General features: G+C 33.5%; 17 protein-coding genes. 3 read left to right on the top strand and 14 right to left on the bottom strand.

What is annotated here, in order from left to right:
• Nucleotides 1-122: 122 nt before the first annotated feature.
• The 6 genes from hemA to BN1226_RS10375 all read right to left on the bottom strand — a co-directional run bounded on the left by hemA (nucleotide 123) and on the right by BN1226_RS10375 (nucleotide 5,884).
• On the bottom strand, nucleotides 123-1,445 hold the full coding sequence (hemA, locus tag BN1226_RS10350) for a glutamyl-tRNA reductase (RefSeq protein WP_044471135.1): 1,323 nt from the start codon (nucleotides 1,443-1,445) through the stop codon (nucleotides 123-125).
• Nucleotides 1,446-1,590: 145 nt separating this feature from the next.
• Entirely contained in the window at nucleotides 1,591-2,760 is a 1,170-nt protein-coding gene (locus BN1226_RS10355) for a multidrug effflux MFS transporter (RefSeq protein WP_044471136.1), read from the bottom strand.
• Between the two features lie 22 nt (nucleotides 2,761-2,782).
• Complete coding sequence (locus BN1226_RS10360) at nucleotides 2,783-4,402, bottom strand: peptide ABC transporter substrate-binding protein (RefSeq protein ID WP_044471137.1); 1,620 nt, start codon at nucleotides 4,400-4,402, stop codon at nucleotides 2,783-2,785.
• Between the two features lie 76 nt (nucleotides 4,403-4,478).
• Nucleotides 4,479-4,940, bottom strand: a complete 462-nt coding sequence (locus tag BN1226_RS10365) for an outer membrane lipoprotein (RefSeq protein ID WP_044471138.1) — start codon at nucleotides 4,938-4,940, stop codon at nucleotides 4,479-4,481.
• A gap of 21 nt (nucleotides 4,941-4,961) precedes the next feature.
• Nucleotides 4,962-5,291, bottom strand: a complete 330-nt coding sequence (locus tag BN1226_RS10370; RefSeq protein ID WP_044471139.1) for a hypothetical protein — start codon at nucleotides 5,289-5,291, stop codon at nucleotides 4,962-4,964.
• Between the two features lie 5 nt (nucleotides 5,292-5,296).
• Complete coding sequence (locus BN1226_RS10375) at nucleotides 5,297-5,884, bottom strand: VOC family protein (RefSeq protein ID WP_005758817.1); 588 nt, start codon at nucleotides 5,882-5,884, stop codon at nucleotides 5,297-5,299.
• Between the two features lie 96 nt (nucleotides 5,885-5,980).
• Here BN1226_RS10375 and argS point away from each other — a divergent pair, with 96 nt between their 5' ends.
• Nucleotides 5,981-7,711, top strand: a complete 1,731-nt coding sequence (gene argS / locus BN1226_RS10380; protein WP_044471140.1) for an arginine--tRNA ligase — start codon at nucleotides 5,981-5,983, stop codon at nucleotides 7,709-7,711.
• A 161-nt stretch (nucleotides 7,712-7,872) separates the two neighbouring features.
• On the opposite strand, the gene rnd is transcribed toward argS, so the two are convergent.
• The 5 genes from rnd to BN1226_RS10405 all read right to left on the bottom strand — a co-directional run bounded on the left by rnd (nucleotide 7,873) and on the right by BN1226_RS10405 (nucleotide 14,055).
• Nucleotides 7,873-9,015, bottom strand: coding sequence for a ribonuclease D (gene rnd / locus BN1226_RS10385; RefSeq protein ID WP_044471141.1), 1,143 nt, complete (start codon nucleotides 9,013-9,015; stop codon nucleotides 7,873-7,875).
• Between the two features lie 63 nt (nucleotides 9,016-9,078).
• Entirely contained in the window at nucleotides 9,079-10,767 is a 1,689-nt protein-coding gene (gene fadD / locus BN1226_RS10390) for a long-chain-fatty-acid--CoA ligase FadD (RefSeq protein ID WP_044471142.1), read from the bottom strand.
• A gap of 29 nt (nucleotides 10,768-10,796) precedes the next feature.
• Nucleotides 10,797-11,345: a Slp family lipoprotein gene (locus BN1226_RS10395; RefSeq protein ID WP_005758969.1), complete on the bottom strand. Its 549-nt coding sequence runs from the start codon at nucleotides 11,343-11,345 to the stop codon at nucleotides 10,797-10,799.
• A gap of 44 nt (nucleotides 11,346-11,389) precedes the next feature.
• Nucleotides 11,390-12,112 carry a tRNA (adenosine(37)-N6)-threonylcarbamoyltransferase complex dimerization subunit type 1 TsaB gene (gene tsaB, locus BN1226_RS10400; RefSeq protein ID WP_044471143.1) on the bottom strand — a complete coding sequence of 241 codons (723 nt, stop codon included), beginning with the start codon at nucleotides 12,110-12,112 and terminating at the stop codon, nucleotides 11,390-11,392.
• 14 nt (nucleotides 12,113-12,126) lie between these two features.
• The gene (locus tag BN1226_RS10405; protein ID WP_044471144.1) at nucleotides 12,127-14,055 is read right to left on the bottom strand and encodes a DNA repair helicase YoaA; all 1,929 of its coding nucleotides are present in this window, start codon (nucleotides 14,053-14,055) and stop codon (nucleotides 12,127-12,129) included.
• 75 nt (nucleotides 14,056-14,130) lie between these two features.
• Here BN1226_RS10405 and BN1226_RS10410 point away from each other — a divergent pair, with 75 nt between their 5' ends.
• A complete protein-coding gene (locus tag BN1226_RS10410) occupies nucleotides 14,131-14,958 on the top strand; it encodes a D-hexose-6-phosphate mutarotase (protein ID WP_044471145.1) in 828 nt (275 codons plus the stop codon).
• On the opposite strand, the gene BN1226_RS10415 is transcribed toward BN1226_RS10410, so the two are convergent.
• Complete coding sequence (locus tag BN1226_RS10415; protein WP_239384698.1) at nucleotides 14,955-15,677, bottom strand: surface lipoprotein assembly modifier; 723 nt, start codon at nucleotides 15,675-15,677, stop codon at nucleotides 14,955-14,957. The two genes, BN1226_RS10410 and BN1226_RS10415, sit on opposite strands and share 4 nt — an antisense overlap.
• On the bottom strand, nucleotides 15,634-15,807 hold the full coding sequence (locus BN1226_RS10810) for a hypothetical protein (protein WP_162183153.1): 174 nt from the start codon (nucleotides 15,805-15,807) through the stop codon (nucleotides 15,634-15,636). Before BN1226_RS10810 ends, BN1226_RS10415 begins: the two co-directional genes overlap by 44 nt.
• Nucleotides 15,808-15,957: 150 nt before the next feature.
• On the opposite strand from BN1226_RS10810, the gene BN1226_RS10420 reads away from it, so the two are divergent.
• Complete coding sequence (locus BN1226_RS10420; RefSeq protein ID WP_044471146.1) at nucleotides 15,958-16,320, top strand: helix-turn-helix domain-containing protein; 363 nt, start codon at nucleotides 15,958-15,960, stop codon at nucleotides 16,318-16,320.
• A 102-nt stretch (nucleotides 16,321-16,422) separates the two neighbouring features.
• On the opposite strand, the gene BN1226_RS10425 is transcribed toward BN1226_RS10420, so the two are convergent.
• Nucleotides 16,423-17,382 (bottom strand): AEC family transporter, encoded by a 960-nt coding sequence (locus tag BN1226_RS10425; RefSeq protein ID WP_044471147.1) that lies wholly within the window; start codon nucleotides 17,380-17,382, stop codon nucleotides 16,423-16,425.
• Nucleotides 17,383-17,958 lie beyond the last annotated feature (576 nt).

Here is a 17,958-nt window from a genome sequence, read left to right on the forward strand (position 1 = left end):
AAGAGTACAATAAATTTAATAAATTGCCAAGTAAAATATACTTGAGTAAATAGAATAAATGATGACAAAAAATAAGGGGAACAATATAAAAGCTTTCAAAAACGCTAAAAACAAATAAATTCTCATTTTATATCGGTCTTCTCTACACCTAATGCACTAGAAAAACTACGTAATCCCTGAATACTTCCTAATTTCATCATGGTTTGCATCGCTTGTGTAGGTGAGTGAATTAATTTATTCATTAATTTATAACTTAACTCTTGCAATACTTTTTCAGGATCTTCATGTTGTTGAAGCGCTTGTATTGCTTTCTCTAATAGCTCTTGTCTTGTTTGTTCGGCAGTTTCACGATACGTACGGATTAAATTAGAAAATTGATGAACTTTCATCCATTCAAAAAAATCATTAGCTTCCTGATCAATAATATTTTCTGCTTCTTTAGAAGCTTTCTCACGCTCAGACATATTTTGCTGAATAATATTATGTAAATCATCTACTGTATAATGATAAACACTATCTAATTCATTCACGCTCTCTGCAACATCTCTAGGAACGGCAATATCGACAATAAGCATAGGCTTATCACAACGAACTTTTTGTGCCAGTTTTACCATTTCCTGAGTAATTAACACGGTAGGACTTCCTGTTGAGCTAATGACAATATCTGCTTGATCTAAACCTTCTTGCAATTGTTCTAAAGATAAGACTTGAATTGGATTACTCGATTCTAATTTTTCAATTAATAGCTCTGCACGAGCTAAAGTGCGGTTCGAAATAATTAATTTTTTTACACCATGACGTAATAAATGACGTGCGACGAGTTCTATAGTTTCTCCCGCTCCCACGAGCAAAATATTTAGATCTCTCAACCCTTCAAAGATCTGCCGAGCTAAGCTACAAGCTGCATAAGCTACTGATACCGCACTATTGCCAATATTGGTTTCTGTTCGAACACGTTTTGCAACAGAAAAGTTTTTTTGAAATAAACGAGATAATTCACTTGAGATGGGCAAATGTTGTTGTTGAAAATATTCTTCTGTATATTGATAAGCTTGTTTTACTTGACCCAGAATTTGAGGTTCGCCAAGAATTAATGAGTCTAAACCAGAAGATACTCGCATTAGATGATTTACAGCAGCTTGGTTTTGCTTGATATATAAGCTATCTCTAATATCATTCTTATCAAGCTGATGAATACCAGCAAACCAATCAACACATTGTTCAAGCCATTTTTTATTTTCTAAATCAGCTTCAGGAGAAATATTTTTATTATGCAAATAAATTTCTGTTCTATTACAGGTAGATAAAATCACTTCACTTTGGGCTAACTCAGATTGCTGAATTTGTTGCAAAGCTAATACTCGCTTTTCAGGAGAAAAAGCGACTTTTTCACGCAATGCAACGCTCGCTGTTTTATGGTTAATACCAAGAACTAAAATTGTCATTTGAAAATCACTTCAACATTTACTGGTGCAAAATAAAATCACCCCAATTAATGCCCACATAAAAAATTATAAAACTCCGTTATTTTAATCAATTACCTACAAAGGGGCAAATGTAACTCACCTTTTTTATATCGAATACACCTATTTAGTTATCTATTAAATAAAAAACTTTTCTATAAGCGATCACACCTAATATAGAAAAAAATACTAAAATAAATGAAGTTGAATAAAATAAATTTCCTAATCCAACTAAGGGTGAAACAATACCACCTAAAAAGAATGGACAAAATCCTAGTATTGCGGAGGCGCTGCCTGCATATTGTCGTTCAGTATCCATAGCCAGCGAAGAAGAACCAGGTACAACTAGCCCAAAACATAACATCATAATAAAAAAGCCAATTTCTAATAATAGAACATTCTCTTTACTTATTAAAATACAAGAAATAAAAACAGTTGCTGCTAAAAATCCCCAAATACCAATACTTAATGCTTTACGAGTAGCCATTTTAGCTGCAATATTCACGCCAATGACAATTGCTATACCATTTAATGCAAAAATTAAACTATAGTTCAGTGCTGTTATCTTATAAAAATCTTGAAAAATAAAGGCTGAAGAAGCTAAATAGCCGAAGAAAGAGGCAACTAAAAATGATTGCATTCCAACAAAAGTCATAAAAACTTTATTTTTGATAATATGAATAAATGGTCTGAAGCTAGTTAAAATTGAACCCTGCAAGCGATTATACGTGCAAAGACTCTCTTTTAAACCTAAGCAGACCATCAATAATAGAATACCAATTAAGGCTAATACGATAAAAATACCTCGCCAATCCGTGATCTCTAATAATAAACTACCAATCACAGGAGAAACCACTGGTGCTATACCATTTACAGCCATCAGCAAACCAAAAAAACGAGTCATTTCTCGACCACGATATAAATCTGTCGCAATAGCTCGAGAAATCACGACGCTACCTGATGATGCCAAACCTTGAATAGCTCGTAAAAAAATTAACTGATTGATGTCTTTTGCAAAAATAATCATTATTGTGCTTATGATATATACCACTAATGAAATAATTAATGGTAACTTACGACCAAATTTATCACTAATTGGTCCAATAAATAATTGTCCGACAGATAGCCCTACTACACTAGTAGTTAAACTCAGCTGAGTCATGGAAGCTGTTGTATTAAAAAATGTGCCAATTTGAGGCAATGCAGGCAAATAAAGATCGGTAATAAATGGTCCAAATGCAGACAATGTTCCTAATAATAACACTAAAAAAATTTTAGAATTTGTTTTCTTACTCATAAAAAACCCGAAAATAATACCTCTATTTAAAACTCTTACGAGAAAGATCTTTTGAATAAATAACTTCAGTCACATTATTTATATCATATCCTTGTAAAGAAGGAGCTAAATATACTGGGAGCATATATTGAAAAATAGGTAAAAAAACTTTCTCTTGTTGGGCAATAGATAAAATTTGTTGATAAAGGCCATTTCTGTCAGTTTCTGACATATTATGTTGATTCAATCTTTCAAGTAAATTATCTACATTTTGATTATTAAATCCTGTTTTATTATCAGGATTTTTTGATTGTAATAAATTTAAAAAGGCAGAAGGATCATTATAGTCAGCACACCAGCCTGAACGAATAAGTTGGAAATCCCCTGCTGCTCGCTTATTTTGTAATTCTTGCCAACTGACAGGTTCTGCCTGAACAGTAATCAAATCTGATTGTGACCATGCTCTAATCATGCGTGTAGCAATATTGCTATGAAGTCCATCCTGCTCATAGGTGATTCTTAAATGCAATGGATTACTTTCTGAAAACTGAGCTTGTTGTAAAATTTGTTCAACGACAGTTGGATTCCATCCACTATCTTGTTCAAAGTCCATACTTTCTGGCACAAAATGACTAATATTCTTTACATTTAAATTTTCATTTTGAACTATTGTATGCGCTGAAACCATTGAACTTAAAGCATCCCTAATTGCCTTATTTTTTAATACAGGATCTTTCAAATTGAACTCATAAAAATACGTGCAAAGTTTAGGAAAATATTTAACATGAATATCATTTAATTTGCTATCAACGATTAAATCAATTCCATTTAGATCCGATTGAGCTGTTATCTTTTTATAATTAACTGATTCAAATTTAACTGTTGAAGCATTCCAATATTTATCATTTTTTATCAAACTAATTATATCATTTTCTTGCTTAGCAAATTGGTATGCGGCATTACTAAAAAAATGATTACCATTATCTTGAGCTTTTGAATATATAGGTAATAATGAAATATGTGCTAGCATTTTAGGAAAATAAGGAAGGCTTTTATCCAAAGTTATTTGTAGATGTTTATCATCTAGTGCTTTTATTCCTAATTGTTCAACCGCTATTTTTCCTTCAAAAAAAGCTTGTGCATTTTTAATATGCATAAATGCTAAATACTGTTTAAGTGGATTTTTTGATAATGCTAATTGCTGCCAAGAGGCAACAAAATCTTGAGCAGTTACATCTTCACCATTTGACCATTTAGCCTCTTTACGTAAAGTGAATGTCCAAATCTTGCTATCTTTAGTCGTCCAACTTTCTGCCACTGCAGGTTGAATATTTCCTGCAGTATCAAAAATTACTAATCCTTCTAAAATATCACGAAGAAAATCAGCTTGATCAGCAGAATGGATATCTGTCACTTTAGAAACAAGATCAGAATATACACCACGAACTAATAAAACCTTTTCTTGTTCAATCTGGGCTCGGATCTGTTTTGACAAATTTACCGCCGAATTACTAATATTCGGCGAACTTGGTGATAACTCAATAGCCGTTTTAGTCCAAAATGAATTTACTTGATCACAAGCTGTCATGCTTAGAAAACAAGAAAGAATTACCGCACTTTTAATAGGAAATGTCACATAGGATGAGAGTACTGAAAATGCCATATTATTACTTATGATAATGAAAATAATAAAGGCTTTTGATCTAATACCAAAAGCCTTAAAATACTCAAGTCAACAATTAGATTGCAGAAACATTAAGTGTAGAACCACCAACGATACGAACTCGAGCACCTGGCTTTAATGATGCATGGGCTTTTTGAACAACGACAATTTCTTTGCCATTATCTTTCTTAATTACAAGTTCTAATGCATCCACTTGGCTTGCTTTTTCTTCCACTTTACTACCAACAACCGCACCAGCCACAGCACCTACTACAGTTGCTATTGCTTGTCCGCGACCACCACCAATTGCTGAACCAGCGATACCACCTAATGCACCACCACCAACGGTACCAATGACACCTTGGTTATCAGCTTGGATTCGTACTGGTCGAGCAGAGACAATTGTTCCATAGCTAATTGAACGAGCTTCTTTGGATTGAGCACCAGTGTAAACATCACCACTATAAACATCTGTGTTGGCACAGCCTGTTAACCCTAAACTTAGTGCTAACGCTAATACTAATGTAATTTTTTTCATTATTAGTAATCCTTAAAAATATTAATGTATCGCTGTTCTTGATAACCAAGATCTTGATGGAGATCTTGAAATATTATCAACAACAGTATTACCATTTTCATCTTTAGATACTTTGACACAGGCTCCAACAGGTAGATCTGAGTCATAAGCTTGGGAAACAACGATATTCTCAGCGGAACCTTCTTGTTGTTTGCAATTATTATTACGAACGGTTAATTTTAGATTTTGCCCTTCAAATTGGCTAAAAACGATTTCACCATTATAAGAAGAATTATCTGTCTGCTGATTCGTCGAACAAGCTGTCAAACTTAAACTTAACAGACCACTTAATACTAAAGTAACTTTTTTCATATTCACTAAACCTTAATAATATCTCTAATATGAAATGGATGAACTTTAATACAAGTGTGGTTTTGCAAGTTATTAGCAAAACTCACTGCAATTGATGGATTAGGTAACTGTTCACCATCAACTTTAGGTTCATCCACTTTGACGGATAATTTATTTGATTGGTTCCATAAAAATTGGTTTTGGATTCGTTCTACCCATTCAACTGTTGATTCTTTAAACAAAAAAGGCATTACGATTTCAATATGTTCCCAAGATTCGATTGGATAACATTTATTTTTAGGGAATGGCAATTCAACAACATCAATAAATTGCCCCATAAATAGTATTGGATTATCTAATTGAATTAAATAGATAACTCGACCATTTACAGTATTATCGCTCAAAATTTTACCGCACTTTAATAAACTTGTCAGCCAACTTTTTGCCATATCATCAGTATTTACTCTAATTGACATATGGTCTATTTGAAAATCAGCTAAATTAATTTTCATAGTTTGAGCTAATTGACTAATTTTTTCTTCAAACGCCAGAAAATCATGATAAATAGCTGGCGGAGCTTTAAATAATTCATGTTGTTGACTCAAATTTTGCATTTTTTCTCGCTTTATCTTTAATAACTGCCCAAAGCAAGGTATCATAACGAATTATTTTTTGAAATCAATAAGATGATAATATAGGTATATCTCACAGTGAATATTCAATCAATTTTATCGGATAAAATTAAACAAGCTATGATTTCAGCTGGCGCTGAACAAAATGTCGAGCCCTTAGTACGTCAGTCAAGCAAACCCCAATTTGGTGATTATCAAGCTAATGGCATTATGGGAGCCGCTAAAAAGCTAGGTCAAAACCCTCGTGAATTTGCTCAAAATGTATTAAATAACGTTGATTTGAGTGAAATAGCAGAAAAAACTGAAATTGCTGGGCCTGGTTTCATTAATATATTTTTAAATAAAGATTGGGTGGCTAAAAATGTAGATATTGCTCTAGCTGTACCAAACTTTGGTATCAAAGTAGCTCATCCTCAAACTGTCGTAATTGACTATTCTTCCCCCAATGTAGCAAAAGAAATGCATGTGGGTCACTTACGTTCAACAATCATTGGTGATGCAGTTGCTCGTGCATTAGAATTCATGGGAAATAAAGTTATTCGTGCTAACCATGTAGGAGACTGGGGAACGCAATTTGGAATGCTTATTGCCTATTTAGAAAAAATGGAAAATGAGCATGCAGATGCCATGGAATTGAGCGATTTAGAAGCATTCTATCGTGCAGCTAAAGAACATTATGATTCAGATGAAGCATTTGCCGTTAAAGCACGTAGTTATGTGGTAAAACTACAAAGTGGTGACACATATTGTCGCACGATGTGGAAAAAATTAGTTGATATGACGATGCAACAAAATCAGCGTAACTATGATCGTCTCAATGTCACTTTAACCGAAAAAGACGTTATGGGTGAAAGCTTATATAACCCAATGTTGCCAGGTATTGTTGAAGATCTAAAAAAACAAGGCTTAGCGGTTGAAGATGACGGAGCTCTCGTTGTTTATTTAGATGAATTCAAAAATAAAGATGGGGATCCTATGGGCGTCATCGTGCAGAAAAAAGATGGCGGTTTTCTTTATACCACAACTGATATTGCTGCTGCGAAATATCGCTACCATACATTACACGCAGATCGTGCATTAGTATTTTCAGATACTCGTCAAAGTCAACATATGCAACAAGCTTGGTTGATTACTCGTAAAGCAGGTTATGTGCCAGACTCTTTCAGTCTTGAACATCAAAACTTCGGTATGATGCTAGGTAAAGATGGTAAGCCATTTAAAACTCGTTCAGGTGGTACAGTGAAATTAGCAGATTTATTAGATGAAGCTGTAGAACGTGCAACCCTATTAATTAATGAAAAAAATACCGCACTTTCTGAACAAGAAAAGGCGGAAGTCATTGAAGCTGTAGCTATTGGTTCTGTAAAATATGCTGACCTTTCTAAAAACCGCACAACTGACTATGTTTTCGATTGGGATAATATGCTCAGTTTTGAAGGAAATACGGCACCATATATGCAATATGCCTATACCCGTATCCGCTCAATTTTTAGCAAAACTGATGTGGATGCCGTTGCACTTAGTAAAGCCAAAATTCAAATGACTGATGATAAAGAACGAGCCTTAGCTATCAAGTTATTACAATTTGAAGAAGCCGTACAAATTGTCGCTAAAGAAGGTACACCTCACGTATTATGTACTTACTTATATGAATTAGCTGGCACATTCTCCAGTTTTTATGAACATTGCCCAATTCTTAATGCAGAAGAGACTCTAAAATTAAGCCGTTTGAAATTAGCTCAATTAACAGAGAGAACCTTAAAACAAGGCTTAGATTTATTAGGTATCAAAACAGTAGAAAAAATGTAACTTGATTAAGTTTATTCTAAATAAATAATAATTTGCACTTCAACTATTGGCATAATAACCACTAGCTAAAGTGCAAATTTTTTATATCTTAATAACCTTATGATAAAAATTTTATAAAAAAATACCGCACTTTCATTTAATTTATGCAGTTTAGCTTATCACTACAGCAATTTTAACAAAGCATCTCCAAATTCAGCACGCCAATTACGCATAAGATCAGGAAGATTATTAGGATCTTGATTTCTTAACCAAGCCCATTTCATCAGACTCTCCAAACTCCGTTTACTTGCAATCAGCTCTGGAGTTATTCCCATAGGCGTAATCTCTTTCAGTTTTTTCTGTAAAGCCTTTAATGTTTGTTTATATCGAGGATCATCTGATAATTTAATAATTTCAGAAGGATACTCTGATTCATCAATCCGTTTCATTTGTTCAAGTATTTGTAACATTTTCTTGCCATGAATACGAACTTCATTAGGCGCCAAGCCTAAGTCTAATAATTCAGAAGTATGCTTTGGATTATATTTAGCGACAAGCCAAAGATGTTCAGCTTTCACAACAAAATTCAAAGCTAAATCCCTTTTTATGGCTTCTTCTTGTCTCCATTTGGCAAGAAGTTTTAGACGCATTAACTCTTGTGGATTTAATTGCCATGCAGAAGGAATATTTAAATAAGCTTTCTCTGATGGCTTTGATTTAGTATGTTTTTCAATCAATAAATTGCACTCAAAATGAACCGCACTTTGCCACTCTGTAGACGCTAAAACCGATAACATTTTTTCATATAAGGGTAATAGATACCAAACATCTGCCGCTGCATAAGTCAATTGCTTATCCGTTAATGGACGAGCTAACCAATCCGTACGAGATGCTCCTTTATCAATTTCTAAATCAAAATAATGTTTAATCAATGCCGCAAGCCCCATAGAATTTTGAAATCCTAAAAAATTAGCCATTATTTGAGTATCCATCATCGGCATAGGTAATTGTTGATAGTAATGCTGAAAGACTTCTAGATCTTCATAACATGCATGCAGCACTTTCAAGACATTTTGATTGGCTAATAAGGACTGAAAAGCTGTAAAATCTTGAATATTTGTTGGATCAATTAAACTTACCTGTTCGCCATCATATAATTGAATTAATCCTAATTTAGGATAATAGCTACGAACACGGACAAATTCAGTATCTAAAGCAATAGCAGATTTTGATGCTGCTTTCATACAAACTTCCGCTAAAGCATCATCAGTGGTTACTAAGGAAAACTGCGGTAGGCTTTTAATTTCTTTTATTATCTCAGGCATTTTCTTCAATAGTTTGAAAATAAAGGCACGTTGTTCAGCGTGCCATTTATAAAATATGATAAGTTAGCTATTCTTGCGTTTAGCAAGCTCTTCATCTCGAAGTACACGACGAAGAATTTTTCCAACATTACTCTTAGGCAATTCTTCTCTAAATTCAACTTCTTTAGGGACTTTATAACCTGTTAAATATTGGCGACAATGGGTTCGCAACTCATCACGTGTTAAGCTATCATCCTTTTTCACCACGAATACTTTTACCGTTTCACCTGAAACTTCATGAGGAACACCAATAGCCACCACTTCTAATACTTTAGGATTTAGCATGATCGCATCTTCAATTTCATTTGGATAAACATTAAAACCTGAAACCAAAATCATATCTTTTTTGCGATCTACAATACGCATAATATAATTTTCATCCATTATGACAATGTCACCAGTTGCCATCCAACCATCTTTTAACACTTCACCTGTTGCTTCAAGACGTTGCCAGTAACCTTGCATCACTTGATCGCCTTTTACCCAAAGTTCACCAGGCTCACCTAAAGCACATTCTGAACCATCATCTTTCATAATACGAATATCAGTATTTGGCACAGGTACACCAATAGAACCATCATGTTTATTGCTTAAAATTGTAGAGGCCGCAATTAAAGGCGAGCATTCAGTCATACCATAACCTTCAATCAAATTCACACCAGTTAAATCATGCCAACGTTGAGCGACAGATTGCTGAATAGCCATTCCACCACCTACTGCAAGCTTTAATTGTGAAAAATCTACTTCTTTAAAATTCTCATTATTCAATAAAGCATTAAATAAAGTATTTACACCTGTTATAGCTGCAACTGGATATTTCTTTAATTCTTTTACTAATCCGTCAATATCACGTGGATTAGTAATTAATAATCCAGTTATCCCTAATTCTATAAACAACAAACAGTTCATAGTAAGTGAGAAAACATGATAAAGCGGCAAAGGAATTAATCCGTTACGCTGACGACTTGAATCTCCGACGAAAGGCTCTGCAATCCATTTAGCTTGGAAAATATTAGTTATAATATTGCCATGAGATAACATTGCACCTTTGGCAACGCCAGTAGTTCCGCCGGTATATTGCAAAAAGGCTAAATTATGACGACCTAAATCAGGACGAACAAACTGGCGTTGTTTGCCAATACTTAACACTTCACGAAAAGTAACGGCATGAGGTAGCTTATATTTAGGCACTAGTTTCTTAACATACTTCACGACAAAATTCACTAAAGTACGTTTACCAAATGCAAGTTGATCTCCCATTCGAGTCAAAATAACATGTTTTACATCAGTATTAAACACCACTTTTTCAACCGTTGAAGCAAAATTAGACACCACAACAATCGCTTTTGCGCCACTATCTTGTAATTGATGTTCAAGCTCTCTAGGGGTATAAAGTGGATTGACATTAACCACGACCAATCCTGCTCTTAATACACCAAATAATGAAATAGGATATTGCAATAAATTTGGCATCATTAATGCAACACGATCACCCATTTTCAATTTCAATTCATTTTGCAAATAAGCTGCAAATGCTCTACTACGCTCTTCTAATTTACGGAAAGTGAGCACTTTCCCCATGTTAATATAAGCTGGACGATCAGGATGCTCACGTACTGCCTTATCAAACATATCCAAAATACTACGATACTCTGACGTATCAATTTCCTGTAAACTTCCTTCTGGATAGTTTTTAAACCAACCCTTTTCCATTCTATTCCCTTAATAATTTTGATAGGTTTTTAATACAAATTGTAACGAACTCTTAATTCTGGATAACGATGCTGCCAAAATGGTCCCCATCTCCAACGATGATCAAAATAATCATCCCAAGAGTCATCATAGTCATAATAATATTCTTCAGCTAAACGCCATTGTTTATATGCAGATACCTCTACAACAGGATAGTGATAATCAACTTCATCAATTTTACCAATATGTTTAGTATTAAGCACGCCTAATACGGTAATATATTGATCTTTTAATGCTTTAGGATCAATAAAACCATTTATATAGGCAATAAATCTTCCATCGGAAATACTATCAATTACGGGTTTTGCAGAATAAGTTGATACAGGAAGAGATAGCACTTCAACTTTTGTTTTACCTTTTAATGCCTCTGCATTAATAACTTGTCCAGCTAAGCGTACCTTCTTACATTTGCAGGCATAATCATCTGCCTCAATTTTTTTAAGGCTTTGAATAGTAAATTCATCACGTTCCAGTCCTGGAGGGGCTGAAACACAAGCTGATAATAAAACAATCATTGGCAAAATGAGTAATTTCTTCATTTTATCCTCACTTATTCATATGTAAATGAACTATTAGTTAAAGATTATTCTCGACCTGGAAGTTTTTTCCATGTCACTTCATTGCGTAAATAGACAGGTTCAACCTCTACGGCATTCACATATTGCTTATTATACCAAGCAGGTAAAGCAAGTGATAACATATATAATGCTGAAGGTAATTGAATATCTGACATTTTTCCGAACTGGCTTTGAGCTAATACTTCATAAGCCGCCCAACCCGTTCCTACATTTAGCCATTCACCTAAATTTTGAACCTGAGATAATTGTTCCAACACTCGTTCAGGTGCACAAACTTGTTCAGAAATTAATTCTCGCCATTGCAAAAATTCTCCAAAATCTGACCGCACTTTTTCAGCTTTAAACTGTGCAAAATACACTTCATTCATACGAGCATCAATGGCAGCATTCACTTGTTCAATTTGATAAAGTTCATAAGCTGCTTGTGCCATTACCGCTAGATTAGAAACGGGAATCACTGGTAAATCTGCCCCTAAGGCTAAGCCTTGAGTTATGCCTGTACCTACACGCACTCCTGTAAAACTACCTGGTCCTCGCCCAAATACTAATGCATCCACTTGATGTAAACTCACGCCAGATTGACTTAAAATTTCATCAATCATAGGTAAAATACGTTTTGTATGAGAACGCTGTGCGACCTCATCTAGATGGGTCTTTTCCCCATTATATAATAACGCCACAGAACAAGCTTCAGTTGAAGTGTCTAAGGCTAATAATGTTAAACTCATTAAATTCTCTTTTCTTAATTGTTTTGAATTTGTTTTAGAAATTCTACCACTTTATTCAAATCTCTTGTACGTTTTGCATCAGGTAAACTCTTTAAAAAGGTTTCACCATAAGAACGAGTCACTAAACGACTGTCACAAATAATCACGACTCCACTATCCGTTACATCACGAATCAGACGTCCAACCCCTTGTTTTAAAGCAATGACAGCCTCTGGAATTTGAATATCATTAAATGGGTTTCCACCCTGTAACTGACAATCTTCTACACGAGCCTTTAGTAATGGTTCATCAGGAGAAGTAAAAGGCAACTTATCAATAATTACAAGAGATAAAGCATCGCCTCGCACATCAATGCCTTCCCAAAAACTCGAAGTAGCAACTAATACACTATGAGGTTCATGCACAAATTGTTCAAGTAGTTTAGACTTAGATGTTTCGCCTTGTAATAAAATAGATAATTCACTATGTTCACGGAAATATTCTGCAAATCCCCGCATCATAAAATTTGAGGTACAAAGCATAAAACAACGACCTTTATTTGCCTCAATCACAGGCAACAACATCTCAGCCAGCTTATTCATTGTATGAGTCTGGTTGCTACTTGGTAAATAACGTGGTACACACAATAACGCCTGTTCTGAGTAATTAAATGGACTTTGCAAAATCTTCTCATCGGCACTCTGAATACCTAAACGCTGACAAAAATGATCAAATGTACCACCAACTTCAAGCGTTGCGGAGGTAAAAATCCAAGCACTTCCGTGATTATTCATTTGTTCGCTAAATTTATCTGATACAGTTAATGGTGTGATGTGTAAACCAAACTGGCGATTAAAAGTTTCAAACCAATAACAATATCCAGTAATTGAAGTATCCGTTAAACGCACTAATTGCTTTTTAATTGTTTCTATACGTTCAAAAATACTATCTAAAGTTTGTGAACGACCTAAAGCCAATTTTACCACTTCAGACATAAACTCAAGCTTTTCTTGTAATACTTTGAATCCTTTTTTTACATCTGCTCTAGCTAACCATTCACGCCAGTTACCTCGATTATTTCCTTCACCTAATAATAAACGAAAATCCTGTACCATTTTTAATAGATGATCTGCTCCTGTACCTAATTGTTGCATATCTTTAACTTCAGTGCGATACACAATATTAATATCTTTACATAAGTCAAATAGTTGACGAGAAGTAATAGATTGTCCGAAATATTGACTCGCAATGTCTGGTAACTGATGAGCTTCATCAAAAATAATAACTTCTGCATTTGGAATCAATTCACCAAAACCACATTCTTTGACTGCCATATCCGCACAAAATAAATGATGATTTACTACCACTAAATCTGCCGCTAACGCTCTTTTTCGTGCTGCAACCACATAACAATCATTATAATTAGGACAATCTGATCCCAAACAACTTTCGGTAGTACTGGTTAACTGTGGCAAAATAGGACTATCTTCAGAAAGCTCAATACATTCTGTGAGATCTCCTGTTTGAGTTGCATTATTCCACTTACGTACTTTTGATAAGTCTGCTAGTACTGATTTATCGCCAAGAACACCTTGTGCAATCACTTGATCTAAACGTTCTAAACAAAGATAATTTGCCCGCCCTTTTAATAAGGCGATCTTGCCTGAATAATTTAAGGCTTTTTTAATCGTAGGGAGATCTCGATTAAATAATTGATCTTGTAAATTTTTAGACCCCGTTGAAACTATAGTTTTCTTTTTAGCTAACAATGCAGGCGTCAAATAAGCAAAGGTTTTACCTGTTCCTGTACCAGCTTCAACAACTAATGTAGTTTTATTTGTAATCGCTTTTTCTACTGAAATCGCCATTTCAAGTTGTTCAGCTCGTGGACGAAAGCCCTTAATATTTTGGCTTAACTTTCCATTTGTTGAGAAAACTTGTTCAATTTGATCTATATTAGTCATTCTAAAATTCAATTATTAATCCGAGTAAATTTTGCGATATATTGTATCAAACCCAATGAACAAAAAGGAAATTTTATGGAAACTAAATTCATCAAAAGAATCGCACCAGGCTTGAATTTATATCAATATAATGAAATTCCTGTGATTAAGTTAGAACATAACGTGGGACAAGCTGAAATTGCTCTACAAGGTGCACACTTATTTTATTGGAAACCACAACATACGACAAAAAGTGTGTTATGGATAAGTAAAATTGAACCCTTTAAATTAGGTTTAGCAATTCGTGGTGGTATTCCACTTTGTTATCCTTGGTTTGGTAATGCTGATGGTCTGCCATCTCATGGTTATGCTAGAATAAGTTTATGGCAACTTAGCGATTACTATATTTCAGAACAAAAAGTGCGGTTAGAATTTTCATTATTTTCTAAAGAAAATTTAATTATTGCAAAAACCTCAATGACATTTACAAATGAATGTGAAATTAAATTTACTAACTATGCTGAAGAAAATGCTCAAATTGCCTTACATAGTTATTTTAATATCGCTAATATTGAACAAGTTGAACTACATGGCTTACCGACCAACGTTTTTAATTCCTTAAACAAACAACAAGAAACTGTTCCTTCTCCGAGAATAATTAATCAATTAACTGATTGCATCTATTCAGCTAAATTCACTACCACAATAATCCAAGATAAAGCCTTACAACGCCAAATCAACGTAGAACATATAAATGCGAGTAATATCGTAGTATGGAACCCTTGGCATAAAGCAACAAGCGGAATGAACAAGGAAAGTTATAAAACTATGGTATGTGTAGAAACAGCAAGAATTGATAAACGTTTAGCCTTAGGAGAAGAAGTTTCGGTAAAAATTAGTGTTATTAATAAAGAAAATAACTAAAAGGTTTTTTCAAACAGAATTGTTATTTGCTTATCTTTATAAGAATATAAAGTGTCTAAATTACTTTTCTGTTTCTTCCAAACCAAATTCAGTTTTGGGGTAACGCCCCAAAAATACCAATCTCTTTTCCAAATTTTAGTATTCAGAATATAAATAAAGTCTCGTCTAGTTTTATTAAGAGGTAAAATCCCCGCTAATATAGCTTCATCGTGAAATTTTCGATAAGTAAATGAAAAACTGAGTTGGCTAGAAATGCCCCATTGATATTCTTGGAGCCACCCTAAACGAATATTTTTACTCGTTGAGCCATACTGTCTATCGTTTGTTTTTTCCTGTGAAATAGCACCACCTAAATAAAAAAGCTGTTGAGGATTGGTATACCAAATTATAGTATCAGACAATGTTTTGATATAACCTGATTGCAAATCTTCATTAAAAAACGATCGATTTTCGAAAGACATTATTGTCTGATTTTTCCATTGTTTAGAAAAATAAAAATCATAAGTGAATTGAATACCATTAGACCAATGAAAAGAATGATTTCCATACCAACGCTTATCATAAAAAGGCTGAATACGAAAAGTATTATTCATTTTTTTATAAGCATACCCTAATAATATTCGAGTTGAAAGGTCATCAAAGTTATGATTATCCCAGTAATTCTTACCATAAGTTTCATTTTGAATATAAGGTTCCGGCTGTCGTATTAACTGCCACATCACCTTTTGGACTGTTAGTTAAATCTATTTTGCTAGCATCTGGAGTTTGTGCACTACCGCTACCACCACCACTACAAGCAGTCAACAGGATGGATAAACTCACAATTGAGCAAAGAAATAGTTTTTTCATAGTTAATTCCCTAATTCAAATAAGTAATAAAAACAACAAACACTCAATTAATGAGTATTTGATATCGATATTACTCATTTATTACTCTTTTATCAAGTGAAAAAATAAACAAAATATCTATAAATAAGTAAAATAATGTAAAGGTATGAAATGGCACAATTACTAGCAACTGAAGTAGATAAATTGATAGGGAAACGCATACAAGAAAAACGTAAAAAATTAGGATATTCAGCTGAAAAACTAGCAGAATACATCAATTTATCACAGCAACAACTATCAAGATATGAGCGAGGTGTAAGCAAAATTAATGTTGCTCATTTAGTTGATATTGCAATCTTCTTAAAAACACCGATTAGTTGGTTTTTCCAAGATTGTATGTCAAATGATATGATTTTAAGTGAAGTAAAAATAAGTGAATTAGATCAAAAATGGAACGTGCTTCCACAACTACAAAAAGAAGCAATAATGAATTTATTAGAAACGCTCACAAATAACCAACACTATCAAGATTAAATTGACTTTTTAAAGAGATATACCCATCATCACTTTATACTATATTTGATTATTTGCTTTATGCTCAACTTGAATAAAATTGCCAAAAAATGACCGCAGTTTTTAAATCCAGCCAATTTGTGATAATACTAAAATAATTAACGATGTCGTTATCATAGAACCAACAGTAGTAATACCAATAATATTCGCTGCAATAGTAGCGTTACCTCCCATACCTCTCACCATAGCATACATTGCTGAAGCAACAGGCGTTGTATTCATTAATGCAACTACACCTAATAACATGCCATCTAATCCAAAGCATTTTGCAACAATAACCATAAATATAGGAGTGATAAATAGACGACCGAAACTTCCTAATAATACAACTTGTGAGGTTTTATTTGAGAATACTGAAAAATTAATTGTTGCTCCTGCACAGATTAAAGCTAATGGCAAGGTAACATTAGCAAGATAGTGCCCTGTTGATAATAATGGTTTAGGTAGCTCTAAAGACATACTATTAGCAATAAGGGCTAGTACAATTCCAATAATCAGAGGATTCTTAATAATTCCTTTTAAAATTAAAGGAATACTTACTTTTCCTGTTGCAAGAGAACGAGTCAGCGTGATAACTGCTAAAATATTATACAAAAAGATAACCGCAGCAGAATAAATTGATGCTGGTGCAGTAGCACTTTCACCAAATGCCGCTATACAAAATGCTAAACCTAAAATCCCATTATTACCACGATAAATTGCTTGAACAAAAATGCCTCGTTCTCGTTTTTCTATAATAAATTTAGCCGCAAATATTTCAGCTAAAATGAAAAGTAATGTGGTACCAATAATACCAACAGATAAGATTTTAAGTTGTGAATGATAATCTATGTTTTTTCCATACACGCTAAAAAAAAGCAAAACTGGAAGAGTTACATTAAAAACAACTTTAGTTGCTTGCTCACAAAATTTATCATCAATCATTTTCTTATTACGTAAATAAATGCCTAAAGCAAGCAATAATATTGTTGGCAAAGTAACACTAATAGAAAATAAAAGTGATGATAAAAAATCAGTTTTCATATTATTAATTAAATAAATATAGACTAGTTTAATTATACTGCTTTAAACTTAAATAGCATAAAACTAAATCAATAAATTATAGAATTTATTAAGATAGATATCTTAAAAGGATTATATAAGAATATAGAAAAAATTTTTAAATTCTTACCGCACTTTACCTATTTACAGGTCTCTATCATCTTGCAACTTTGTTACGCTAGCTTGGCTCTATTTTTATCTTCTTTTTATTTTGGCTTTATGGCTTTTATTTTTTAGTTGTTATTTTACTTGCTTATTTTTATTGCTTTTATTCTCTTAATTTTACTATTTTTTTATTTCTTACTTTCTTATTTTTCTTTTTTACTCACTTGGTTTTATGGTTACTTACTTTCTTTTTTTGCTTTCTTACTTTTCTTGATTTTTGCTTTTTACTCTCTTATTTTTTTCTTTTTACTTGCTTTTCACTTTCACTTCAACCTTGATTTGTGCTCACCAGCCCAAAAAACAAAAAAACCGTTAATCCCTCGATTAACGGTTTCCTTCGGCTATTTGCCTAATTATGACCTGGCGGTGACCTACTCTCACATGGGGATCCCC

This window comes from Mannheimia massilioguelmaensis, assembly GCF_000940515.1.
Lineage (GTDB): Bacteria > Pseudomonadota > Gammaproteobacteria > Enterobacterales > Pasteurellaceae > Basfia > Basfia bettyae.